The organism is Collinsella sp. SGI.184 (genome assembly GCF_050313415.1).
In the GTDB taxonomy this organism is placed as follows: Bacteria; Actinomycetota; Coriobacteriia; order Coriobacteriales; family Coriobacteriaceae; genus Collinsella.
The window spans coordinates 18,331-42,081 of record NZ_JBNPLJ010000006.1 but is presented as its reverse complement, the minus strand read 5'-3'; the positions used below and the strand labels follow the sequence as shown (position 1 = coordinate 42,081).

The 23,751-nt window shown below is 61.3% G+C and carries 16 protein-coding genes and 2 tRNA genes; 5 read left to right on the top strand and 13 right to left on the bottom strand.

The features are described from left to right. Positions 1–812: 812 nt before the first annotated feature. Positions 813–3,017 carry a DEAD/DEAH box helicase gene (locus tag ACQRAJ_RS03335; RefSeq protein WP_427747718.1) on the bottom strand — a complete coding sequence of 735 codons (2,205 nt, stop codon included), beginning with the start codon at positions 3,015–3,017 and terminating at the stop codon, positions 813–815. Positions 3,018–3,655: 638 nt separating this feature from the next. Here ACQRAJ_RS03335 and ACQRAJ_RS03330 point away from each other — a divergent pair. From ACQRAJ_RS03330 to ACQRAJ_RS03315, 4 genes are all read left to right on the top strand, one after another. Continuing rightward, positions 3,656–5,998 carry a heavy metal translocating P-type ATPase gene (locus ACQRAJ_RS03330; RefSeq protein WP_427747717.1) on the top strand — a complete coding sequence of 781 codons (2,343 nt, stop codon included), beginning with the start codon at positions 3,656–3,658 and terminating at the stop codon, positions 5,996–5,998. A 147-nt stretch (positions 5,999–6,145) separates the two neighbouring features. After that, positions 6,146–6,367 (top strand): heavy-metal-associated domain-containing protein, encoded by a 222-nt coding sequence (locus ACQRAJ_RS03325; protein WP_154515953.1) that lies wholly within the window; start codon positions 6,146–6,148, stop codon positions 6,365–6,367. Positions 6,368–6,415: 48 nt separating this feature from the next. Beyond that, positions 6,416–6,688, top strand: coding sequence for a metal-sensing transcriptional repressor (locus ACQRAJ_RS03320; RefSeq protein ID WP_154515956.1), 273 nt, complete (start codon positions 6,416–6,418; stop codon positions 6,686–6,688). 146 nt (positions 6,689–6,834) lie between these two features. Continuing rightward, positions 6,835–7,308, top strand: coding sequence for a hypothetical protein (locus ACQRAJ_RS03315; RefSeq protein ID WP_427747716.1), 474 nt, complete (start codon positions 6,835–6,837; stop codon positions 7,306–7,308). Positions 7,309–7,398: 90 nt separating this feature from the next. Here the strand turns inward: ACQRAJ_RS03315 and ACQRAJ_RS03310 are convergent, their stop codons facing one another. From ACQRAJ_RS03310 to gltB, 5 genes are all read right to left on the bottom strand, one after another. Further along, the gene (locus ACQRAJ_RS03310; protein WP_427747715.1) at positions 7,399–8,769 is read right to left on the bottom strand and encodes an amidohydrolase family protein; all 1,371 of its coding nucleotides are present in this window, start codon (positions 8,767–8,769) and stop codon (positions 7,399–7,401) included. Between the two features lie 491 nt (positions 8,770–9,260). Beyond that, positions 9,261–10,337 (bottom strand): hypothetical protein, encoded by a 1,077-nt coding sequence (locus ACQRAJ_RS03305; protein WP_427727431.1) that lies wholly within the window; start codon positions 10,335–10,337, stop codon positions 9,261–9,263. 435 nt (positions 10,338–10,772) lie between these two features. Next, positions 10,773–11,480, bottom strand: coding sequence for a hypothetical protein (locus ACQRAJ_RS03300; RefSeq protein ID WP_427747714.1), 708 nt, complete (start codon positions 11,478–11,480; stop codon positions 10,773–10,775). 424 nt (positions 11,481–11,904) lie between these two features. Beyond that, positions 11,905–13,386 (bottom strand): glutamate synthase subunit beta, encoded by a 1,482-nt coding sequence (locus ACQRAJ_RS03295; RefSeq protein WP_427747713.1) that lies wholly within the window; start codon positions 13,384–13,386, stop codon positions 11,905–11,907. A gap of 5 nt (positions 13,387–13,391) precedes the next feature. Then, positions 13,392–18,080: a glutamate synthase large subunit gene (gltB, locus tag ACQRAJ_RS03290; protein ID WP_427747712.1), complete on the bottom strand. Its 4,689-nt coding sequence runs from the start codon at positions 18,078–18,080 to the stop codon at positions 13,392–13,394. Between the two features lie 523 nt (positions 18,081–18,603). On the opposite strand from gltB, the gene ACQRAJ_RS03285 reads away from it, so the two are divergent. Then, positions 18,604–19,860 (top strand): Nramp family divalent metal transporter, encoded by a 1,257-nt coding sequence (locus tag ACQRAJ_RS03285; protein WP_427717762.1) that lies wholly within the window; start codon positions 18,604–18,606, stop codon positions 19,858–19,860. 469 nt (positions 19,861–20,329) lie between these two features. Here the strand turns inward: ACQRAJ_RS03285 and ACQRAJ_RS03280 are convergent, their stop codons facing one another. From ACQRAJ_RS03280 to ACQRAJ_RS03250, 7 genes are all read right to left on the bottom strand, one after another. Next, the gene (locus ACQRAJ_RS03280; protein WP_035137395.1) at positions 20,330–20,473 is read right to left on the bottom strand and encodes a rubredoxin-like domain-containing protein; all 144 of its coding nucleotides are present in this window, start codon (positions 20,471–20,473) and stop codon (positions 20,330–20,332) included. Positions 20,474–20,563: 90 nt separating this feature from the next. Beyond that, on the bottom strand, positions 20,564–21,067 hold the full coding sequence (locus tag ACQRAJ_RS03275) for a flavin reductase family protein (RefSeq protein ID WP_427747711.1): 504 nt from the start codon (positions 21,065–21,067) through the stop codon (positions 20,564–20,566). Between the two features lie 232 nt (positions 21,068–21,299). Continuing rightward, the gene (smpB, locus tag ACQRAJ_RS03270) at positions 21,300–21,770 is read right to left on the bottom strand and encodes an SsrA-binding protein SmpB (RefSeq protein ID WP_006235325.1); all 471 of its coding nucleotides are present in this window, start codon (positions 21,768–21,770) and stop codon (positions 21,300–21,302) included. After that, positions 21,760–22,677, bottom strand: coding sequence for a hypothetical protein (locus ACQRAJ_RS03265; RefSeq protein WP_427727424.1), 918 nt, complete (start codon positions 22,675–22,677; stop codon positions 21,760–21,762). Before ACQRAJ_RS03265 ends, smpB begins: the two co-directional genes overlap by 11 nt. A 95-nt stretch (positions 22,678–22,772) precedes the next feature. Further along, positions 22,773–22,849, bottom strand: a tRNA-Glu gene (locus ACQRAJ_RS03260). 17 nt (positions 22,850–22,866) lie between these two features. Next, a tRNA-Gln gene (locus ACQRAJ_RS03255) sits at positions 22,867–22,940 on the bottom strand. A 310-nt stretch (positions 22,941–23,250) separates the two neighbouring features. After that, positions 23,251–23,610 carry an arsenate reductase family protein gene (locus tag ACQRAJ_RS03250; protein ID WP_427727422.1) on the bottom strand — a complete coding sequence of 120 codons (360 nt, stop codon included), beginning with the start codon at positions 23,608–23,610 and terminating at the stop codon, positions 23,251–23,253. Positions 23,611–23,751 lie beyond the last annotated feature (141 nt).

Sequence of the window (23,751 nt, the reverse complement as noted above, 5' to 3'; positions counted from 1 at the left end):
CACCCGGTCCCATGGGGACGGAGAAAAGACGGATTATTTTGTTGCTGGGTTAGTATTTAGAGCGTGATGATGTCCGAGATATCGAGGGCCTAAGCGTCGGCGTATGGCGCGCCCAGGCTGGGTATCCGGCGCATGGCGCCCTATTGTCTTGCATAATTTCGCTTATGCCATGCATAAAAAGACGGGGGCACCCCTTCTCGTCCCAACGTACCCCCGCTTGTACCGTGCAAAAACCGGAGTTTTCAGCATCGCGGCCCCCGCAGGCGGTACCGCGAATCGTGGACGCCGCGCGATTGGCGTCGTTTTGGGGCACGGCGCGACGCGAAACGCGCGTTATCGCCGCGCCGGACGCCGTCAGCCAACCCAAATCGCCTGCCGAAGGATCCCGCTGGCTCAAAAAGACGATTCCGGCGCGTATGCAGCCACCCCGGCTTGCTGAAAACTCCCGAAAATGCACGGCGCGCCCCGGGGGACCCGTGCGCGCCACGAAAAACACGCCCGCATCCAAAAGAATGCGAGCGCGAACGCCGGATGGCGGCAAGGGCGCCAGGCAGCGGGCGAAATCCCCGGCGTGTCCGCCCGGGCACCGCGGCCGCGGCGCGTCAGCAGAAAACCTCATGCCCTGCGTTGATGTCGGCCCCCGCATACGCGAATCTCCAACTAGGTCGATAGCCCGTATCTCTTGCCACGACCGTCTCCGCGCGTTTCCGCGAAGAAGACTCGCCCCACCTAATACTGAGCCCACTAAAAGGGCCCCGAGCATAGTCTGCTCGAGGCCCAAACTCGTGTCGCCTTACCGCGCGACGCGTATGTTACTTGCGCTTGCCGCCGCCGTCACCGGGACGACGGGAGCTGCCGCCGCGCTTGCCGCCACGGCTGTTGCCATAGCTGCCACGGTTATCGCGACCGCCGGCACGGCCACCACGGGAGCCGGCCTGGTTGCTGCCACGTCCGCCGCGATAGCCGCCGCGGCGCTCTTCGCGGGTATCGTCGTAGTTGCGCCAGTCATCGCGACGATCTCGACTGGCACGCGGATCGCGACGATCGCGCGACTCGCCAGAACGGCCGGCGCCACTGCGGCCGCCATTGCCGCGAGCATCCTCGCGACGCTCACCGCCGCGGCCACCGCGCTCTTCAAAGCGCTTGCCGCCACGGCACTCGCCGCCGCGGCCACCGCGCTCGTCATCGCGACCGGAACGACGACGGTCGCCCGCGCCGCGCTTGCCGCCGCGCGAGCCACGGCCCTCTTCCTCGCGCTCAACACGGCGACGACCGCCGCGGTCCTCGTCCTCGCGGCGACGGCGATGTGCCTCGCCCTGGAACTGCTTGGCACGGCGCTCGGCACGGTTGCCGCGCGGGGCCGGCTCGACGGCACCAGCACCGGCACGCTCCTCGGCAGCCACCTCGCGGGCCACGCTCTCCACGGCCTCGTCCACGCGAGCCTGAACGCCCTCGCGCACGCGGGTCTTGCCGCCGCGCTTGGGACGGCTCGGGCGCTCGCTGTCGCCACGACGCTCATCGCGACCGCGGTTGGAACGACCGGCCACATCGCCGTAATCGTCGCCGTTGCGCTTGCCGTCGCGACGCGCCTGCTCAAGCTTCTTCTTGCTCTTGGACTTACCGCGCTTGGTCTTCTTCTTCACCTTAAAGGCCGCAGGGTCGCGCTCGGGGTCAACCGCGGGCGGATTGGGGCCCACGTGCAGGTCGCCGGCCTCGTAGATGTCGGCAGTCTTGTCCATGAGCTTCTCGATCTCGTAGAACTCATCCACGTCCTGCTCGGTCACAAACGTGATGGCCCAGCCCAGCTCGCCGGCGCGGCCCGTACGGCCAATACGGTGGATGTAGTCGGTCGGCTCGGCCGGCACGTCAAAGTTCACGACGTAGCGCACGTCGCTGATGTCGATGCCGCGGGCGAGCACGTCGGTTGCCACCAGCACGTCGACGGTACCGTCGCGGAAGGCCGAAAGTGCGCGCTCGCGCTGGGCCTGGCTGCGGTTGCCATGAATCGCGGCAGCCTTGATGCCCTTGCGCTCCAGACGACGGCAGCAGCTGTCGGCACGGTGCTTGGTGCGCATAAAGACGATGGTGCGCTCCGGGCCTTCCTTTTTGAGGAACTCGGGCAGCAGGTTGTTCTTGGCCTCGATGGACACCGGGAACACAAACTGGTCGACGGTGTCGGCGGTCGACGTGGCGGGCGCGATCTCCACGCGGGCCGGGTCGCTCACTAGGTCGGTGATCTCGCCCACGGCCTCCTCGTCGAGGGTCGCCGAAAACAGCAGCGTCTGGCGCTCGGCCGGCGTCTCGCGCACAATACGGCGAACGGCGGGCAAAAAGCCCATGTCGAGCATGCGGTCGGCTTCGTCGAGCACCAGCACCTTGACCTCGTCCAGGTGGCAAGCGCCCTGCTCGATCAGATCGACCAGACGGCCCGGCGTTGCGACCAGGATGTCGCAGCCGTACTTGAGGGCAGCGGTCTGCGGCTTGTAGCTCACGCCGCCCACGACGGTCACGGCAACATGGCCGGTGACGTCGGCGATCTTGCTCGCGACCTCGTCGATTTGCTGGGCGAGCTCGCGCGTAGGGGTGATGACGAGCATCACGGGGCCGCGGCCGTTGCCCTCGGGCTTTTTAGCACCGCGACGACGGTTACGGCCGCCGCGCTCGCGCACAGGTTTGGGAGGAGCGATGTGCTCCAGATTGTTCATGGTCGGCAGCAAAAAGGCGGCCGTCTTGCCGGTGCCGGTCTGAGCGGCGGCAAGCAGGTCGCGGCCCTCGAGCACCACGGGGATCGAGCCGGCCTGCACGGGCGTCGGCGCCGTGTAACCCAGGTTCTCGATGACACGAAGTATCTCGTCCGAAAGACCCAGCTCGTCAAAGGCGGGCAGGTTCTCGGTAGCGAACTCGACGGTCTCGGCGGCGCTGGCCTCGTCGGCCGCATCGAAGGCAGCCTGGGCCATGGCCTCGCTGGTCTCGTCCAGGATCTCGGCGTCGGTGACGTCGGATACAGAATTACGCATATGTTGTTGTTCCTTATCTGCACGCGCAAGGGGCACGGCATGCGGCCGCGCGGGCGTGCTTGGTAGTGCGCTAGTACATACAAAAAAGGGTGCGCACAGAGAGGACGTTGCTCAGCACGCTGGCGATCGCTTTGGCAGCCATATCACGCGCCGTCCAGACGCAGCAGCTCTAAGCGATGGAGCAGATTCGCCGCGGGTTAGTATACCTGCACTCCGTATGCCCCCACGTAAACCACAGATGACGGGGCGGGCGGGGCGGGTCTGGGCCAATTGTCTCAATCTGTAACAGTTACGAGGCAAAACCAGGTCTACACGTTACGAATCGAGACAAACCAAAACCTCGCAAAACAACATCTCGATCTGTAACAGATAGAGGTCATTTTCCCTGCCAGATGTTACAGATCGAGATGTTAAGCAACCGCCGAATTGTTTGTCTCAATCTGTAACAGTTACTCAGCAAAAACGGAACTAGATGTTACAGATTGAGACGAAGGGCGAGGATGGTGCACTAACTTGGCAGTCGACACCCGTATCGGAATGTCATACATTTCAACTTTTGCCATACACCCCCAGGGGGTATGGGTGTATAGTATCGAAAGGTTAACAATTCCAACACCGAACCACAGAAAGGAGAGGCCATGGCTCAAGATAAGTTCGACGTAGGCGGCATGACATGCGCCGCCTGCCAGGCGCACGTGGACCGTGCCGTGAGCAAGCTCGACGGCGTCCAAAGCGTCGCGGTCAACCTACTCGCCGGTTCCATGATGGTCGACTACGACCCCGCGCAGGTCTCCCCCGACGATATCTGCACCGCCGTCGACCGCGCGGGTTACTCGGCCTCACCCGTCAGCACGGGCACCGGTGCCGCCGGCTCAAACGGCAGCGCGCAAGTCAGGTCCGGCGCCGCCCATATGGAGTCGCCCACCAAAAAGCTGGAGGCCGCCGCCTCTGCTATGCACACCCGCCTCATCGTCTCGATCGTCTTCCTCATCCCACTGTTCTACATAGGCATGGGACACATGCTCGGCTGGCCGCTGCCCGGCATTTTCACCGACCATATCCACAGCATGACGCTCGCCCTCACCGAGCTTGTCCTGCTCATCCCCATCGTCTACGTCAACGACGCGTACTTTATCAACGGGTTTAAATCACTCGCGCACGGCGCACCCACCATGGATGCCCTTATTGCCGTGGGCGCCACCGCTTCCATTGCCTGGTCGCTCTATGCCATGTTCATCATGGCCGACCAGCTGGCCACGGGGCAGGTGCACGAGGCCATGATGACAGGCATGGACAATCTGTATTTTGAGAGCGCGGGCACGATCCTGTCGCTCGTCACCGTGGGCAAATACCTCGAGACGCGCAGCAAGTCCAAAACCGGCGGCGCCATCGAGGCGCTCATCGATCTGGCGCCTAAAACCGCGACCGTCGTTGCCGACGACGGCAGCGAAACCACCGTCGACGTCGATAGCATCCTTCCCGGCCAGGTCCTGCGCGTGCGCCCCGGTGAGTCAATCCCCGTCGATGGCGTGGTGCTCGAGGGTAGCTCGGCCGTGGACGAGAGTGCGCTCACCGGCGAGTCAATCCCCGTGGAAAAGACCGCCGGCGACACCGTCAACGCCGCCACCGTCAACCGCACCGGCTCGTTTACCTTCCGCGCCACGCGGGTTGGTGCCGAGACATCACTCGCCAAGATCATCCAGCTCGTCGAGGACGCCAACGCCACCAAGGCGCCCATCGCCCGCATGGCCGACAAGGTCGCCGGCGTGTTCGTGCCCGTGGTGTTCGTGATCTCGGCCGTGACCTTTGCGGTGTGGATGGCACTGACCGGCAGCATAAACGAGGCACTTACCTCCGCCGTGGCCGTGCTGGTGATCAGTTGTCCCTGCGCGCTCGGCCTAGCCACGCCCGTCGCCATTATGGTAGGCACCGGCAAGGGCGCCGAGATGGGCATTCTGTTTAAGAGCGCCGAGGCGCTGGAGAACCTGCGCGGCGTGGGTACCGTGGTGCTCGATAAGACGGGTACGGTCACCCGCGGCAAACCTGCCGTGACCGATATCGCGGTAGCCACGCGCGCCGACGGCTCGCCCGCCATGAGTGAAAAGGCGTTACTGAAGCTCGCTGCCGCGCTGGAGCGCTCGAGCGAGCATCCGCTGGCCGAGGCGATTATGACCGAGTGCGAGGCGCGCGGAATCGTGGCGCGCATGGTCGAGGACTTTGCCGCCGTGCCTGGACGAGGCGTTACGGCGCGCGAGGGACAAAACGCCATCGCTGCCGGTAACGTTCGCCTGATGAGCGAGCTGGGTATCACCGTGCCCTCAGGACTTGCGGAGCGATTTGCCGCCGAGGGCAAGACACCGTTGTTCTTTGCCAAGAACGGCGAGCTTGTCGGCACCATTGCCGTAGCTGACGAGGTCAAGGAGACGAGCGCTGAGGCCATCGCTGTAATGTGTTCGCTCGGCGTCGACGTGCACATGCTCACCGGCGACAACCGTGTGACGGCCGAAGCAATCGCCCGCCGCGTAGGACTGAGCAGCAAGCAGGTCATTGCCGACGTGCTTCCCGCCGACAAGGAACGCCACGTGCGCGAACTGCAGGATGCGGGCGGCAAGGTCGCCATGGTGGGCGACGGCATCAACGACTCCCCTGCCCTGGCGCGCGCCGACGTGGGCCTTGCTATCGGCACCGGCGCCGACATCGCCAAGGAAGGGGCAGATGTGGTACTCATGCGCAGCGACCTCATGGACGTCGCCCGCGCTATCGAGCTTTCGCGCGCCACGATTCGCAACATCAAGCAAGACCTGTTCTGGGCGCTGTTCTACAACGGTATCGGCATTCCGCTCGCTGCGGGCGTGTTCTTCCCCCTCACCGGCTGGCAGCTCTCGCCGATGTTTGGCGCCGCAGCCATGAGCCTGTCGAGCGTTTGCGTCGTAAGCAACGCGCTGCGCCTGAAATCCTTTAAGCCTAAAGTGGCAAAATAGGCTCACCATTACGTCCACTTAGAACGGGTTTTCCAGGTGCCCGAGATTGACCTGAAAGAGGAGCGACGCGTACTTTGGTACGCGAGCGACGGCTTGAAGGTCAAGGTCGGGTGCCTGGGAAAGCCGACATAACAGAGAGGAATACCCATGCGTTACACAATTAAGACTTCCGGCCTTATGTGTGGCCACTGCGACGCTACTGTCGAGACGGCACTGCTCAACGTTGCCGGCGTGACCGACGCCGATGCCGATCACGAGACTCAGACGGTACAGGTGGAGTGCGCCGACACCGTGGCCGCTGAGCAGCTCGCTGCCGCCGTCGAGAGCGCCGGCGAGAAGTTCCACGCCCTGTCCGTGACCGCAGCCTAGCTGCTATCAAAAGCATTCGACCCCATCGACCAGAAACGAGGACCCGCCATGATGGCAGACCACAAATCGGTGAACCGTATGCTCAAGACGGCGCGCGGCCAGATCGACGGCATCCTGCGGATGGTCGAGGAGGACCGCTACTGCGTCGATATCTCCACGCAGCTCATGGCCACACAGGCACTCCTCGCGCGCATTAACGCCGACGTGCTCAAGGCGCATATCGAGGGCTGCGTGACTTCGGCAATCGAATCGGGCGACGAAGACCTCAAAGCCGCGAAGCTCGCCGAGATCGAACGCGTCGTCGACAAGCTCTCTAAGTAATCGGCGCATTGAGGACAAACCACTTTGCACCGTCTTGATGTTCCGAGGACAGGTATGTTTGCACCACATTGGTGCAGATTAACCTGTCCCCCTTGCTCTAAATCGGGTATAAAGGCGTGCGGCATATCGAACGAAAGGCAATTTGCATGAATGACTTTATGAAGGGCCGCAATGGCGCCGACGAGCTCACCATCGTGATGGGTTTTGCGGGCATCGTCATCGCGATGATCGGATCGATGGCCCGCATCCAGTGGCTCAGTTGGATCGCCATCGCCGTCATCGTGATCGGCGTGCTGCGCGGCCTGTCCAAAAACATCGACGCACGTCGCAAGGAGAACGAGGCCTTTGTCGCCGGCTCGGCTAAGGTCCCCGGCTTGGGCAAGTTTGTCGCCAGCTTGGGTGGCGGCGCTGCAGCGGCCAGCACCTCACGCGCGGCCGGCACCAGTAAGGAAGACTTTGAGCGTGCCAAGCGCACGGCCAAGAAGATGTGGAAAGGTCGCAAGACCACGGCATACCTCAAGTGCCCCAACTGCGGCCAGATGCTCTCCGTCCCCAAGGGCAAAGGCAAAATCCGCGTCACCTGCCCCAAGTGCCATGCCAAGATGGAGACGCGCTCGTAGCCGCCATACCGCAGGACATAATAAAAGCCGAGGCCTCGCACCGGGACCTCGGCTTTTTTGAATGCGACAAAGGGCCCGCCCCCGTCACACCTACGCCACGCCGTCGCGAGCAAGCTCCTCGGCAAGCGCCTCGGCTGGCATGGCCATAATCGTGTCGAGCTCAGCGTCCACCTCGGGAATACGCTTCACCTTGAGTTTGCGCGCCAGATCGCCACGACACATCACGTGCATCGGCTCGCGCAGAGCACACAGGTCATCGAGCGGGTTCTCGCGCGTCACCAGGATATCGGCAGCCTTGCCGCACTCGATTGCACCGGTCTCGCCGCCCAGCCCCAGCAGCTCAGCATTGACCTGCGTAGCCGTATGCAGCGCAAACGCATTGCTCACGCCCACGTACTTGGCAAAATAGGCCACCTCGCGCCACATGTCGTACTGGGTCACGAACGGGCAGCTCGAATCCGTACCCAAACCTACCTTGATACCGGCTTCCAGCGCCGCACGAGCGCTCTCGATAATGCCCGAGCACACGATATCGCCGTTCTTCTTTTGCGTTTCGGTCGAATGAGTCTTCTCCGGATCGAGCAGCACAAACGGCAGTGCGGGGCTGATCGTGCAGGTCACACTCGGCGCACGCCCCTCGAGCTGAGTTCCCGCGGCGCCGCGGTACAGCTCCAGGATCTCGGGCGTCAACGGAGCGCCGTGCTCGATCGTATCGACGCCGGCCTCGAGCGCGGCCTTCACGCCCTCGGTGCTCTCGACATGAGCCATAACCGGAAGGCCCATATCGTGCGCTGCCTTGCACGCCGCCGCGGCAACCTCCACCGGCATACGCAGCACACCCGGCTCGCCCACCTCGGTCGCATCGAACACACCGCCCGTCACGAACAGTTTAATGACGTCGGCACCGCGCGCATACAGGTCGCGCACCTGTTCGGCCGCCTCGGAGGGACTGTTGGCCACCTGGGCGAACAAGCCCGCGCCGTGGCCACCCGGCACCGTGACGCCCGTTCCCGGCGCCACCAAACGTGGACCCTGATACTTGCCGGCGTCGATAGCATCGCGCACGGCCAGATCGGCAAACAGCGGGTCGCCCGCGCCGCGCACCGTGGTCACGCCGCTTGCCAGCTGCTGTTGGGCGCTGCCCTTAAGGATGCGGCGGACAATGGCGCGGCCAACGGGATTATCGAGCTTCTTCATCAGCGCGCCCGCATCGCCCGCCGAAACCGGCTTGCCCGAGCCGCACAGATGCACATGCATATTGATGAGGCCCGGCATGAGATACGCCCCGGCCAGGTCGAGGACCTCGGCACCTGCAGGCGCCTGCGCAACAGCACTCGGCCCCATCCACGTGATGACACCGCGCTCAACGGCCACGGCCATGTCGGGCTGCGGCTCCATATGCTCCGAACCATCCAGGACGGTCGCGTTGATAAACAATGTGGAACGATCGGCAGACGCCATATCGAGCTCCTCCCTCACGATTAACTTGAACATTTGTCCATTATCACCTAATGCGGCAAACTAAAGTCGAACATATCGGTTAGCGGAGGGACGAGAGAGCTGTGAGGGCAAACGGAGACAGCACGGCAATGCTCCGGCCGTTCCAGCAAAACGTCTTGATTTGTAACAGGTAGACCAGGTTTTAGCAGCCAGATGTTACAGATCGAGATCTTTCGGCACCGCGTCCAGCCTTTGTCTCAATCTGTAACAGTTGGGTCGAATTTTGGCCGCTAGATGTTACAGATCGAGATATTCTCCAGCCCTGTCGTCAAACATCTAAATCTGTAACATGTAGACAGGTTTTCGGCCTCTAGATGTTACAGATTTAGATCTTTTAGCGGCAGCCAACCTTCTGTCTCGATCTGTAACAGTTACGAGGCCAAACGGCCCCTTGTTGTTACAGATCGAGACAAACTCGACAGGAACAACCACATCCACGTTAGTCGTATCCCTCAGCGCCCATACCACTGACGCTTCCATCCCTCAGCCAAATCGGCCCGCTGCGAAATACCCGCCAGCCTCATCTTTTCAGCCAGCTTCCCCGGGTTCTTGAGCTCATCAAACGTGAACCTCAGCACCTTGTGCCCGAGCAATGTCAGATGAGATTCCCGCTGACGCTCTGCTACGAACGGGTCGACCGACTCCCGATCCCCACCGTTCTGTAAGGTATACTTCCCCTTTCCATCGAGCTCGCCAATCACGCACGTCCCGTCCTCGAGCCTCCAGAAATAATCGACCCGAAACACCTGGCTCGAATCGAGCGGATCGCGAAACTCCACCTGCAACTCTGGCACCGGAAAACCGTATGCAATAAAGAACGCTCGGAACCGAGACTCGCCACCGTTTTCGGACAGCCCGTCCGCATGCGACGCAATCACCTGAGCTCTGCGATACCCGCGTCTGCCCTCGCAATCGGCCTGGAGCCGTTCGCAGAGGTCGACGCGCGATATGCCCTTCGCCCGCAGCGCAGAATCGGCAATCGCCAGACCATATGAAAACGGCGCACGCAGCAGACAATCCTCCACCGTGCGCCAAAACGGCGTCACTCGCACGCCGTCGACGCACTCAAGCGCACCCGCCGCCTGCGGACGCAGCAGCCTATATCCCGTACTCAACGCCACCGAACAACCCGTCTTGACCAAGTAACGCGGCCCGAGCAGATCATTCGGCACCTCCAGACCCCATATCAGCGCGGCGTCATACCCCCAAAACGCCCAATCGGGATGAAACTCCGCAAGCCCCTTGATGGTCCACCGAGCCCGCTCCGGCGGCGTCAACGCATCCCATTCATGCTGAAAACAGAATAGGTGCGATTCGGGCTCCGCAATATCGTCTGTGCCCACATGGCGCCGCAGCCACATGAGCTCGGCATTGTCGTGCGTCGCAAGCAGCACGCCTTGTTCAGCCGTCTCCGTGAGCCTGGCAAGCATCCTATTCCGCGCCAAGGTGCTACGTGTTGCATGTTTGTGTTTGAAAACGGTATTAGACACTTTCATCACCACCACGTCAGACAAATGGACCATCGTCACCGTTGCCTCCGCTGACAAATGTCTTGATCTGTAACAGGAAGACAGTCTTTGAGCCTCTAGTTGTTACAGATTTAGATTGTTCGGCACCGCGCCCAACCTTTGTCTCGATCTGTAACAGTTAGGTCGAATTTTGGCCTGTAGATGTTACAGGTTGAGACATTTCCCCAGCTAGGTGCCAAACGTCTCGATCTGTAACAGTTGGATCGAGTTTTGACCTGCAGATGTTACAGATCGAGACATCCCCCCCTGCCGGGTTCCAAACGTCTCAATCTGTAACAGTTAGACGTTCTCCAGACCCCTAAACGTTACAGATTTAGACAAACCAGCAACGCCCAAGCACTCGTCTCGATCTGTAACGGGTGGACCGGTTTTTTGTCCCTTGACGTTACAGACCGAGACAAATAGACGGGCGGCGGCGGCGCGACTGCCCATCCCCTACTCCCATTCCTGTTTGTAGATGTTGAGTGACTTTACGTAGCGCCCCTGGGCACCCATGATGTCGCGAACCAGCCGTAAGAAGAAGCTGATACACGAGGTATCGAAGCCATCTTCTAGGTCCTCAGGATGCACCGCGCCAGGCCCGTCGACCGCCGTGTCGCTCAGGCGCGCAATGTCATAGAGGTAGAGCTGCCCCGCCGTCAGCCAGACATCGTCGACGCACGCGAGGCGCACCGCAATCGCACCATCGCGCCAGTGCTCCTTTTGCACGATATGCGGATCGTAGACGTCAAAGCGACGGTCGGTACGCGTGTCACGCAGCGCGACCATACCGGTCGCGGGATCCTTATCCAAAATGCCAAAGCGCGAGAAATAGTGCGTGCCGCGCACCTGCTCGAGCCGTCTGAGCGAGACGGGCGAAAGCGACGCCGGCGGCTCGTCAACATACAGCTCAAGCAGCGTCTTGCCATGGTAATAGGGACGCTCGAACAGCAGCCAATCGGTAAATGCCATGTTATAGGCCATGATTTCATTTTGCGAGGGCTCCTCGCAATAGCTGAGCCATGGATCGACTATCACTTCGAACTGTGTACGCGCCGACTCCAAAAACTGAAACTTGCGCAGCATCCAAAACTGGGCCATGCCGGCGATATCGTCACCGACGGCCTCGGCCAGACGTCCCCGGTCCAAAACATGATCAGCCATGGCATCCTCCTCAAACTGATAAACCTCAATTTGAGCTTACGAGGAGGGCGGGTGGTCGCCGCCATCACGGGCAAAATGGGCATCGGGCTGCAAACCAGATGCTGACCAAGCACTTGACGGGATACTTGCAGATTATGCAAATTGCCACAAAATCGCGGGTAGAACTAGACGAATCACCCGCGCCGCTGTCCGCAAACAACTAAAGCCGCCACATAAACAGCAGAGCGCAACGAGCGCAAACGCCAACGGGTAGGCAGCCAAACGTCGGCAAACGAGCAAAACGCTCGCAAACCCGCAAGGAGTGTCCCCGGATGCCGGCACGTAAGGAACGTCCCCAGCTGCCGGCACTTGGGGACGCTCCTTATGTGCCGGCCGTTGGGGACAGCCCTTGCCGATTCGATTGTTGAGTAACTCCGTGATTGTCTTACAGCCCCAGCGCCTCGGCGACCTCGGCTGCGCAGGCGAGGGCATCGGCCATGGCACTCACCACGAGCGAGCTGCCGTTGCGGGCATCGCCGGCCACATACACCGGCGCGGCATCCGCGGCAACGCCATCCACGCGAGCCGCAAGATGCGAGTCCTCGGAGGCCATCACGGGCAACGGACGGCCCGCCGTGGCAATAGGCACGTCAACAGCGTCGAACACGCCGTGCTCCGGACCCGTAAAGCCACAGGCGATCAGCACCAGCTGGGCCGGCACCTCGTGCTCGGAGCCCGCAATGCGTTCGGGCTTGCCGGCCGACCAGTCCAGATCGACCACGCGCAGGCCCGCGGCAGCGCCCTTCTTGTCCAGCAATACCTCGAGCGTATCCACGCCCCAAGCACGCATCTCGCCGCCCATGGCAGCGATAGCCTCCTGCTGACCGTAGTCGGTCTTCTTAACGTTGGGCCACTGCGGCCAGGAATTGCTCGCCGCACGCTTATCGGGTGCGGCCGGCAAGAACTCAAACTGACGCACACTGCGTGCGCCCTGGCGCACCGCGGTACCCACGCAGTCGTTGCCGGTATCGCCGCCGCCAATGACCACAACGTCCAGGCCGCGCGCGTTCACCGCGGGCTCACCGCCATCGAGCACCGAGACGGTCGAAGCCGTCAGGTAGTCCACGGCATACACCACGCCCGGGGCATCCACATTCGTAGCCAAAAGACCGCGGGGCGTACGAGCACCGGCAGCCACCACAACGGCGTCAAAACCATTGAGCTTGGCCGCCACCGCAGGGTTCGTAACGTCAGTACCCAGCTCAAAGACAATGCCCAGCTCGCGCATGAGCGCCACGCGGCGCTCGACCACGGACTTCTCGAGCTTCATGTTGGGAATGCCGTACATGAGCAGACCGCCTGGGCGGTCGTCGCGCTCAAACACCGTCACGCGGGCACCGCGACGCGCAAGTTCCCATGCAGCCACCAGGCCAGCCGGGCCGGAGCCCACCACGGCGACCGAGGGCGCGTCCTCCCCTGCCGGCTCAAAGCGACGCGGGCCGCCGTTTGCCCATTCGTGGTCGCTGATCGCGCGCTCGTTATCGTGAATCGTTGTGGGCTGGCCGTCGACCGAACCCAGGTTGCACGCAGCCTCGCACAGTGCCGGGCACACGCGGCTCGTAAACTCGGGCATGGGCGAGGTGAGCGACAGGCGCTCGGCCGCCTCGTCCCAGCGACCGCGATACACCAGCTCGTTCCACTCGGGAATCAGGTTGTGCAGCGGACAGCCACTCGGACGCGCCTTGCCAAAGCTCGCACCCATCTGGCAAAACGCCACCCCGCACATCATGCAGCGGCTCGCCTGGGCGCGGCGCGCATCGTCGTCGAGCTCCACATACAGCGGATCGAAATCGCGGCTGCGCTCCTCCACGGGGCGCAGCTCGTGGGTCACGCGATCGATATCAAGAAAAGCACCGGGCTTACCCATGGCACTTACGCCTCCTTCTTGGTCGAAGCAACAGAGCTGACAGCCACGGGCGCAGCACCGCCCGCGACATCAAAGCGAGCGACATCCGCGGCGCTCGCGCGGCCGGTCACGATGTCAAACGCCAACTCCTCGGCCTGCGCATGCGTCTTGCCCACGGCCTCGGCCGCAGCGACAATCGCCAGCACGCGCTCGTACTCGGTCGGAATGACCTTCACAAAGTGCTTGCTCATCGAGTCGAAGCTGTAGAGCAGCTTAATGCCGCGCGGGCTCTGTGTCGCGTCCACGTGCTCCTGGATGAGCGCGCGAATCTGTGCCAGCTCGCCAGCCGTCGGGGCCTTGAGTTCCACGCTCTCGTGGTTCACACGGGCCTCGAGCGTGCCGTACTGGTCAAAGACATAGGCCACGCCACCCGTCATACCGGCGGCGAAGTTCTGCCCGACCTCGCCCAAGATGAGCGCCAGGCCGCCCGTCATGTACTCGCAGCCATGGTTGCCGCAGCCCTCGACCACCACGGTGGCACCGGAGTTACGCACGGCAAAACGCTGTCCGGCAAGGCCGTTAATAAAGCCGCGGCCGCTCGTGGCACCAAAGAACGCCACGTTGCCCACGATGATGTTCTCGTCGAACTTGTAGGTCGCATGCGGGTTGGGGCGCACCGACACCTCGCCGCCCGAAAGGCCCTTGCCAAAGTAGTCGTTGGCGTCGCCGCACACGTTGAGCGTAATGCCGCGCGGCAGAAAGGCGCCAAAGCTCTGACCGGCCGAACCATCGCAATCGATGGTGATGGAGCCGGCGGGCAGGCCCTCGGGATGCGCCTTGGTCACCGCATTGCCCAGGATGGTGCCCACGCAGCGGTTGACGTTGGCGATATCGGCGCGGAACCGAATCGGGCGCAGGTGCGCACGGGCATCGGCCGTATAGGGCACGAACAACGTGGAGTCGAGCGTCTTGTCGAGCTCGCTGTCCGCAGCCATCTGCGGCAGGAAGTGGCGACCGTCGGCGCCCGGGATATGGGCACCGAACTCGCAGGTCGCGCTCGCCAGCACGGGCGACAGATCAAGCAGGTTGGCCTTGCGGTTGCCCGGTACCTCGATCTGGCGCAGGCACTCGGGATGGCCGACCATCTCGTCGACGGTGCGGAAGCCCAGGCTCGCCATGACCTCACGCAGCTGCTCGGCAACAAAGAGCATAAAGTGCTCAACGTGCTCGGGCTTGCCGCGGAAGCCGCGACGCAGGCGACAGTTTTGCGTGGCGATGCCGGCCGGGCAGGTATCCTGCTGGCAGTCGCGCTGCATGAGGCAGCCCATGGAGATGAGCGGCATGGTCGCAAAGCCAAACTCCTCGGCGCCCAGCAGGCAGGCGACGGCAACATCGGTGCCGTCCATGAGCTTGCCGTCGGCCTCGAGCACCACGCGGGAGCGCAGGCCGTTTTGCAGCAACGTCTGCTGAGCCTCGGCAAGGCCGAGCTCCAGCGGCAGGCCGGCGTGCCAAATGGAATCGCGCGCCGCGGCACCCGAGCCGCCATTGTGGCCGCTGATCAAGATCTTGTCGGCGGCACCCTTGGCCACACCGGTGGCGATGGTGCCGACGCCGGCCTCGCTGACCAGCTTGACCGACACGCGCGCACCGGGGTTGGCGTTCTTAAGATCAAAGATCAGCTCTGCCAGGTCCTCGATGGAGTAGATGTCGTGGTGCGGCGGAGGCGAGATCAGGCCGATGCCGGGCGTGGACTGACGGACCTCGGCGATCCAGGGGTAGACCTTCTTACCGGGCAGGTGGCCACCCTCGCCGGGCTTGGCGCCCTGGGCCATCTTGATCTGAATCTCGAAAGCGCTGCACAGGTAGCGGCTCGTTACGCCAAAGCGCGCACTTGCCACCTGCTTGATGGCGGAGTTCTTGGAGTCACCGTTAGCCAGCGGGGTCTCGCGACGCGGATCCTCGCCGCCCTCGCCCGAGTTAGAGCGTCCATGCAGGCGGTTCATGGCGATGGCCATGCACTCGTGCGCCTCTTTGCTGATAGAACCGTACGACATGGCACCGGTGTTAAAGCGGCGGACGATGTTGCGCGCAGGCTCCACCTCGTCGAGCGAAACCGGCCTGCGGCCGTTGGCATTAAAGTCGAGCAAGTCACGCAGGCGCACGGCACGGCCGGTGCGGTGCAGGCGGGCGCTGTACTCCTTAAAGGTGTCGTAGCTGTCCTCACGGCAGGCGGTCTGCAGCAAGTAGACAGTCTGCGGATCGATGAGGTGATCCTCGCCGCCGAGCGGGCGCCACTTGGTCAGACCCAGCGTGGGCAGCTGATCGGGAGCCGGGCTCTTAAGGATAGCGAGCGCGGCGTCGTAGCGCTCGTTTTGCTCGCGCTCAACGTCCTCGACACCCATACCACCCACACGGCTCACCGTGCCGGCAAAGTACGCGTTGACGAACTCCGGCGTAAAGCCCACGGCCTCGAAGATCTGCGCCGAATGGTAGCTCTGCACCGTGGAGATGCCCATCTTGGACATAATGGAAACGATGCCGGCGGTCGCAGCCTTGTTGTAGTTGGCGATGCCCTGCTCGGCTGTCACGTCCAGATCGCCGCGCGCCGCCAGGTCGCGAATGCACGCATGCGCGTTGTACGGATAGACGCCGCTCGCGGAGTAGCCCACCAGCGCCGCAAAGTCGTGCGGAGACACGGCGTCGCCACACTCCACCACGATGTCGGCAAAGGTACGCACGCCGGCGCGGATCAGGTGGTTGTGCACGCAGCCCACGGCGAGCAGCGACGGCACGGGTACCTCGTCCGCTCCGGCGCGATCGCTCAACACCACGATGTTCACGCCGTCGCGGACCGCAGCCTCAACGTCCTCTGCAAGCTGCTTGAGCGCAGCCTGCAGCGCGCCCTCACCGGCATCGCGGCGGTAAACAGCACGGAAACGGCGGGTCTTAAAGCCAACACGGTCAATCGCGCAAATGCGGTCGAACTCCTCCTCGCTCAGCAGTGGGCGCTCCAGACGCACGAGTTGGCAAGCCGTACGAGAGTCCTCGAGCAGGTTGCCGTGGTTGCCCAGGTAGAGCGTGGTCGAGGTGACCATATGCTCGCGCAGGGCGTCGATCGGCGGGTTCGTGACCTGGGCGAACAGTTGATAGAAGTAGTCAAAGAACGAGCGCGTCTTCTTGGACAGGCAGGCCAGCGGCGCATCGATACCCATCGAGGCGAGCGGGGCCTTGCCCTGCTGGGCCATGGGGCGCACGACCTCGTCAACATCATCCCAGTGGTAGCCGAGCTTGGCCATACGCACGGCGGCAGGCACCTCGGCATCCTCGGCGGGCGTTGCCGCGGCGGGCTTGTCGAGCGCATCAACAGTCAGCGTCTCCTCGGCAATCCAATCGCGGTAGGGCTTTTCCTTGGCATAGCGGGCGCGCAGCTCGTCATTGTAGATCACACGGCCGCGGGCAAAATCGACCTCGAGCATCTGGCCCGGTCCCAAACAACCGCTTGTCAGGATATTCTCGGGGCGCACCTCGATGGTGCCCACCTCGCTTGCCAGCATAAAGCGGCCGTCGCGCGTCACGTAGTAGCGAGCCGGGCGCAGGCCGTTGCGGTCGAGGGCGGCACCCAGCGTACGGCCGTCGGTAAAGGCGATGGCCGCCGGGCCGTCCCAGGGCTCCATGAGCATGGACTGGTAGGCATCGTAGGCGCGACGCTCCTCGCTCAGGTTGTCGTTGTGGTCCCACGGCTCGGGCAGCAACATGGACGCGGCACGCGTGAGCGGACGGCCGTTCATGACCAAAAACTCGAGCACATTATCCAGAATCGCGGAGTCGGAACCCTCGCGGTTGATGATGGGCATCACACGCTCAAGATCATGCTGCAGCACGGGGCTGTACAGGTTAGGTTCGCGAGCGCGAATCCAGTTGACGTTGCCCTTGAGGGTGTTGATCTCGCCGTTGTGGATAATAAAGCGGTTGGGATGTGCGCGCTCCCAGCTAGGCGTGGTATTGGTGGAGTAGCGCGAGTGGACGAGCGCCACGGCCGTCTTAACGGCGGCGTCGTTGAGATCGATAAAGAAGCGGCGCATCTGCGTGGCGACCAGCATGCCCTTGTACACGATGGTACGCGAGCTCATGGAGCACACATAGAAGATCTTGTCGCGCAGGGCAAACTCGGCGTCGGCCTTCTTTTCGATGGTGCGGCGGCACACGTACAGGCGACGCTCAAAGGCATCGCCGGCGGGCGTGTCGTCCGGACGGCCCAGGAAGGCCTGCAGGATGGTGGGCATGCAGGCGCGGGCCGTCTCGCCCAGATCGTGAGGGTCGACCGGCACCTCGCGCCAAAAGAGCAGCGGCACGCCGGCCTCGGCACAGCCTTCCTCAAACACGCGGCGGGCATCCTCTACGCCCTTGTCGTCTTGCGGAAAGAACAGCATGGCCACGCCATAGTCGCCCTCTGCCGGCAGAATCTGGCCGCACTTTTGAGCCTCTTTGCGGAAAAAGTGATGCGGAACCTGGAACAGGATGCCGGCGCCGTCGCCGGTATTCTTCTCGAGTCCCGTGCCACCGCGGTGCTCCAGGTTGACCAGAATGGACAGCGCATCGTCCAGAATCTGGTGGTGGCGCTCACCGTTGATATCGGCAAGAGCGCCGATGCCACATGCATCGTGGTCGAATTCGGGGCGATAAAGGCCCTGCTGCTGAGCGGAATCTGCCTGCATCGCGATCCTCCCCTAGATATTTAGACAGTCAGTTGAATAGGCATACTAGAAGCATCGCCGGCCCATTGTGTTTCCCGCCCGTTTCGAAACAATTGCGTAACGCACGCCCTACGAGTGGACACCGCCGACCTCAAGGGCAACAACAAGGGCCCCAGGTTCGGCCTGTAAGCTCACCGCTTCAAACATCTCAATCTGTAACAGGAAGACCCAATTTCGACGACCAACTGTTACAGATTGAGATGTTCTCGAGAGACGGTTACGAATGTCTCAATCTGTAACACGAGGGGCCGGTTTTGGCGGCCAGCTGTTACGGATCGAGATTTTCCATAGGACCATTTCTTCCTGTCTCGATCTGTAACACCTAGGCCCAATTTCCATCCCTAGTTGTTACAGATCAAGACATTTCGGCAACCCCCTTTTACCACCCTATTCAAATACAACAATTTTGTTAGTCATGGTCAAATTTTGAGCCTAAAACGGGTATCCTTTGCGGCGTCAAACAAACGGCACGCAGGAGTGCACCATGATCGACCATCTCAAACATCACTTTGGCTCCCCGCGCACCGGCGGCCACGGCGGACTCGACATCGCACGGCATATCGGCCCCGGGCTGCTCGTGACCGTCGGCTTTATCGACCCGGGCAATTGGGCCTCCAATATGGCCGCCGGCTCGCAGTTTGGCTACGCGCTGCTGTGGATCGTCACGCTGTCCACGATCATGCTCATCGTGCTGCAACACAACGCGGCTCACTTGGGCATCGCCACGGGCATGTGTCTTGCCGAGGCCACGACGCGCCACCTGCCCCGCCTCGTCGGGCGTGCGATACTCGGCAGCGCGTATCTAGCCACGGTCGCCACCGCCATGGCCGAAGTCCTGGGCGGTGCGATCGCACTTCAAATGCTCTTTGGCCTGCCCGTACGTGCCGGCTGCATCATCGTGGCGGCGGCATCGATTGTCATGCTCATGACAAGCTCCTACAAACGCGCCGAACGCTGGATCATCGCCTTCGTGGGCGTGGTGGGACTTTCGTTTTTAGCCGAGCTTCTGCTGGTCAAGGTCGACTGGCCGCAAGCCGCCACAAGCTGGATTACACCCAGTATGCCCACCGGCTCAGTCGCGATTATCGTAAGTGTCCTAGGCGCGGTCGTTATGCCCCACAACCTCTTCCTGCACTCCGAGGTCATCCAATCCATGCACTTCGAAGGCCAAGGCGAGCAGGTTATCGAAGAACGCCTGCACTACGAGCTCTTCGACACGCTCTTTTCGATGGGTGTGGGCTGGGCAATCAACTCGGCCATGGTCATCCTGGCCGCAACGACCTTCTTTGCGCACGGCATTGTCGTAGACGACCTCGCCGTCGCAGCGGCCACGCTCTCCCCCATTCTGGGCCCGGCAAGCTCGACCATCTTTGCGGTGGCACTGCTGTTTGCGGGCATATCGAGTAGCGTGACGGCGGGCATGGCGGCGGGCACCATCACCGCGGGCATATTCGACGAGGAATACGACATCCACGACCGACATTCCTCGATCGGAGTGGCGGCCTGTTTCGTCGGCGCAGTGGCGGCGTGCCTGATCGTCCCGAATCCTTTTGAGGGTCTCATTTGGAGTCAGGCACTGTTGTCGCTTCAGCTGCCGATTACGGTCTTTGTGCTCATACGACTCACCAGCTCGCCCCGCGTCATGGGCAAATACGCCAACTCGCGCCCGCTCAACGCGTTGCTCGTAGGGATCGGTGTCATCGTGACGATTCTCGACATCGTGCTGCTAACGGGGATGTAATGGGATGGCGTGACTGTCCAGATATAACGTCTCAATCTGTAACACATGAGGCCGCTTTGAGCCCCTAGATGTTACAGATTGAGATTTTCTGAGAGATAGTTTCAGTTTGTCTCGATCTGTAACAAGTGGACCCAATTTCCGCGCCCAGATGTTACAGATCGAGATATTTCTTCAGCCCCAACCTTTTGTCTCGATCTGTAACAAGTAGAGGGGTTTTACGTGCCTAAATGTTATAGATTGAGATTTTGAGAATGATGGTTTTGGTTTGTCTCGTTCTGTAACAGGAAGACCCGTTTTGAGCCGTTAGATGTTGCAGGTTAAAACAAAAGGTCGGCCGGACTCACAACAGACAGGATCGGCTAATAGCAGCCGTGATCCCTTGGGGACGGAGGAAAAGGGCCCCGGCCGGGATATCCGACCGGGGCCCTTGGACAGAGCTACATGTTGCTGCAAGTCGTGTTTCTACGAACTACTCCTCGACGAGCTCAAACTGATCGGGACCGACGCCACACACCGGGCACACGTAATCCTCGGGCAGTTCGGGCGTGTCGACCTCTACCTCGTAACCGCAAACGGTGCACACGAACTTGTACGTCTTCTTTTCCTCGGCCATGATGTTCTCCTCTCGAACGTGGCTGCTGGTGTACTTTGCTTAATTAGTATATATTCTTAATAATATAATGCAAGCGGTTTTACCGCATTTCTACCCTTGGTACGAAGACGCCTTGGGCGGCGTCTTGCCCTTCAGGACCTTATGGTAGTAATCGTAGGTGAGCGGCGTCTCGTCGCTCAGGCGCTCGGCATCCTCGACCTCGCCGATAAACAGTAGATGCGTGCCCACATCCACTGTGTCGATCAAACGGCAGCTAAACAAGGCTGCCGCATGCTCGGGAACATAGGGCATGCCCAGTGCGGTCTCGCGCGTCTCGTACTTGGCAAATTTGTCATAGTTGCTGCTGGTACGGAATCCAAAGTTACCAATGTAGGGCATATCGGCCGTCTGATCGATCACGGTCAGCGCAAAGGCCTTGGCAGACGAGATAACGCCAGACGTGACATTTTCCTTGTTCACGGCAACCGAAATGCGCGGCGGCGTGGACGTCACCTGCACTGCGGTGTTGATAATACAGCCGGCGCGCGATCCATCTGCCGCGGCACTCACCACATACAGCCCGCACGGCATCGTAAAGAACGCAGCTTTATCCAAAACGATCACTCCCCTAACTCGGAATTGAGCCTTGCAGACGTATATACCCACAATGAGACATATGTGTCAGAACGGTAAGAAAAATGAGCCACACGCAGTTGCGGTGAAAAAGTCCCTGTTTAAGCCTGGATACCCAACAAACAGGAACTATTCCACCGCAACTTGCGAGGAGCAGACCGGGAGTACGACAACAGTGATGGATGAACATCCCCGCCCGCCCGGATATCAACCCTTAGCGATTACGCTCCTTAAGCGCGCGATCGATTTCGCGCTGAACGTCACGTTTGGCCATGTCCTCGCGTTTGTCGTAGAGCTTTTTGCCACGGCCCAGGCCCAACAGCAGCTTAACGCGACCATCGGTATTAAAGTAGAGCTCGAGCGGCACCAGTGCATAGCCGCGGTTGCGCAGTTTGCCGTCAAGAAAATCAATCTCCTTGCGATGCAGCAGCAGACGGCGCCGGCGATCGGGATCACGGTTCCACACGCCACCGTGACTATAGGGATGGATGTGCAAACCCACCAGCCAGCACTCGCCGCCGCGAATCAGCGCAAAAGTATCGGTAATCTGACAGGCGCGCTCGCGAATCGACTTGACCTCGGTACCGCTCAACTCAATGCCGCACTCAAAGGTCTCGTCGATAAAGTATTCGTGATGCGCCGAACGATTCTTGGAGATGAGCTTGCGCTCGCGCTTACTGGGCATCGCCGGCCTCCTCGGCGTCATCGGCTTTCCCGCTCGCGGCCTCGCGTTTGGCCTTGCGCTCGGCGTTGAGCTCGGCATCGCTTTCGCGCACCAGCTTAATGATCGCCGCGCATGCCTCCTCGCCCACCAGGTCGCGGGCACGGACCGTCAGGCGTGTAGCCTCCTGCTTGTCACCGTCGCCCGCAGCGTCGGTCGCACACATAATCAGACAAATGGCAATCTCGGCCGAAGGCGAGGTCGGTACGCCCTGCAACGCCAGCTCGCCCATCACATGCTCATCACTCTCGTCGGCGGCATCCGGATAGGTGGCATGGATCTTGCTGAGCAAGCGCGTCGTATGTGAATCGCCAGGGGCCAAGCGCAGCGCCAGACGTGCGCAACCCACGGCCGCCGAGACGTTCTCGGTCTCGGGCTCCAAAAAGTACTGGCCCAAGTTGGCGTAGGCGCGGGCGGCGCACCTGCCGTCACTCGCACGCTCCAGCACCGAAAACGAAAGCGAAGCCCACTCCTGCTTGTCCTCGAGCGCACGGAACAGCTCGGCCAGATCCAGTCGGTAGTTGCAGTTCATGGGGTCCCAGCGCACGGCCTGCATCAAGGCATTGCGAGCGCTCACATAATCCTGCTGACGGATGTAGGCAAACGCCATGTCGGAGTACAGGCGGTCAAACGGCACCTCGACCTGCACCAGCTCGCGTGGATCCTTTTCCACGCGGCGGTAGGCCAGGCGCTCAAACTTGCTATCGAAGCTAAAGTACTGGCGGTTCTCCTCCGTTTTGCACTCGGCATCGATATACTCCTCGGCGAGCTCCACCAAACGCTCCAGCAGCGGCGTCGCCGTGGCCAGGTCTCCCTGCGCCAGGTAATTCTCGGCATACGTAATGTCTTGTAGGCTGATGGGCAGGTCCATGGCAACTCCTCGGTCCAGGTGAAACGCGGCTCATTCCACACATGCGGTGTATACACAAAACCCGGGTCTCTTGCGAGGCCCGGGCATTCAATTTGTGGTAGCCCGTACCAGATTCGAACTGGTGATCTCCGCCTTGAGAGGGCGGCGTCCTAAACCGCTAGACGAACGGGCCATATGTAGCAAATGCAATGGCTGGGATGGAGGGAGTCGAACCCCCATTGACGGAACCAGAATCCGCTGTCCTGCCATTAGACGACATCCCAATGACTGCATCGCTGCGCTCGGCTGTGCCTTTGCGCAAGAAAGAAATATACGGGAAGCATCGCGATGACGCAAGTCTTTATTTTAACTTTTTTAAAATTGGCCTGATTTTAGCCAACCCGTGAAGGACCTGTGAAGCGACACATCTGCCCCTTATGGACAAAGGATGGCGAAGCGATACTTCGACAAGCACGCATAGCTCTTCGGCCCGCACGGGTGGCCGCGGTTCAAAAACTGACCGGAGCAAGCCTGTCAGCGAAAACTGTATCCCAAAATCGGCATCCAAAACGGGATACAGCTTCCCCGCAGTCGCTACAGCAACGCCTCGGTCCAAGCCGCTTCCCTAAAGCCGGGGATCGCAAAGTCGTCGCCCACCAGCAGCGGGCGCTTAACCAGCATGCCGTCAGTCGCCAGCAGCTCGCAGCATTCCTGGTCCGTCATACCCGCATCCAGGCGCGCTTTCAGACCAAGCTCTCGATATTTCATGCCCGACGAGTTAAAGAAGCGTCGCACCGGCAATCCCGACCGCGCAACCCACGCGGAAAGCTCCTCGGCTGTTGGGTTATCCGCTACGATATCGCGATCGATATACTCAACCCCGTGCTCATCCAGCCATGCCTTAGCCTTTTTACAGGTAGAGCACTTGGGATACTCAACAAATAGCACTGCCACAGGAATCTCCTCTTCGTAAAGACGCATGTCTGGGTAAGCGCCGAAGCGTCGATGGCGCGTATCGACAGTTGACATTGTAACCGGTTGCCATAAAGAGTATCCAACGATGCCGGTAGTATCTTGGGTATCCAGACACGTCTT

Excerpts from the sequence above, each read along its gene's own strand:
- ACQRAJ_RS03320 (WP_154515956.1), top strand. The coding sequence starts at position 6,416 with ATGATGGCAGACCACAAATCGGTGAACCGTATGCTCAAGACGGCGCGC.
- ACQRAJ_RS03335 (WP_427747718.1), bottom strand. The coding sequence starts at position 3,017 with ATGCGTAATTCTGTATCCGACGTCACCGACGCCGAGATCCTGGACGAG.
- ACQRAJ_RS03285 (WP_427717762.1), top strand. The coding sequence starts at position 18,604 with ATGATCGACCATCTCAAACATCACTTTGGCTCCCCGCGCACCGGCGGC.
- ACQRAJ_RS03315 (WP_427747716.1), top strand. The coding sequence starts at position 6,835 with ATGAATGACTTTATGAAGGGCCGCAATGGCGCCGACGAGCTCACCATC.
- ACQRAJ_RS03310 (WP_427747715.1), bottom strand. The coding sequence starts at position 8,769 with ATGGCGTCTGCCGATCGTTCCACATTGTTTATCAACGCGACCGTCCTG.
- ACQRAJ_RS03280 (WP_035137395.1), bottom strand. The coding sequence starts at position 20,473 with ATGGCCGAGGAAAAGAAGACGTACAAGTTCGTGTGCACCGTTTGCGGT.
- ACQRAJ_RS03265 (WP_427727424.1), bottom strand. The coding sequence starts at position 22,677 with ATGGACCTGCCCATCAGCCTACAAGACATTACGTATGCCGAGAATTAC.
- ACQRAJ_RS03325 (WP_154515953.1), top strand. The coding sequence starts at position 6,146 with ATGCGTTACACAATTAAGACTTCCGGCCTTATGTGTGGCCACTGCGAC.
- smpB (WP_006235325.1), bottom strand. The coding sequence starts at position 21,770 with ATGCCCAGTAAGCGCGAGCGCAAGCTCATCTCCAAGAATCGTTCGGCG.
- ACQRAJ_RS03330 (WP_427747717.1), top strand. The coding sequence starts at position 3,656 with ATGGCTCAAGATAAGTTCGACGTAGGCGGCATGACATGCGCCGCCTGC.
- ACQRAJ_RS03300 (WP_427747714.1), bottom strand. The coding sequence starts at position 11,480 with ATGGCTGATCATGTTTTGGACCGGGGACGTCTGGCCGAGGCCGTCGGT.
- gltB (WP_427747712.1), bottom strand. The coding sequence starts at position 18,080 with ATGCAGGCAGATTCCGCTCAGCAGCAGGGCCTTTATCGCCCCGAATTC.
- ACQRAJ_RS03295 (WP_427747713.1), bottom strand. The coding sequence starts at position 13,386 with ATGGGTAAGCCCGGTGCTTTTCTTGATATCGATCGCGTGACCCACGAG.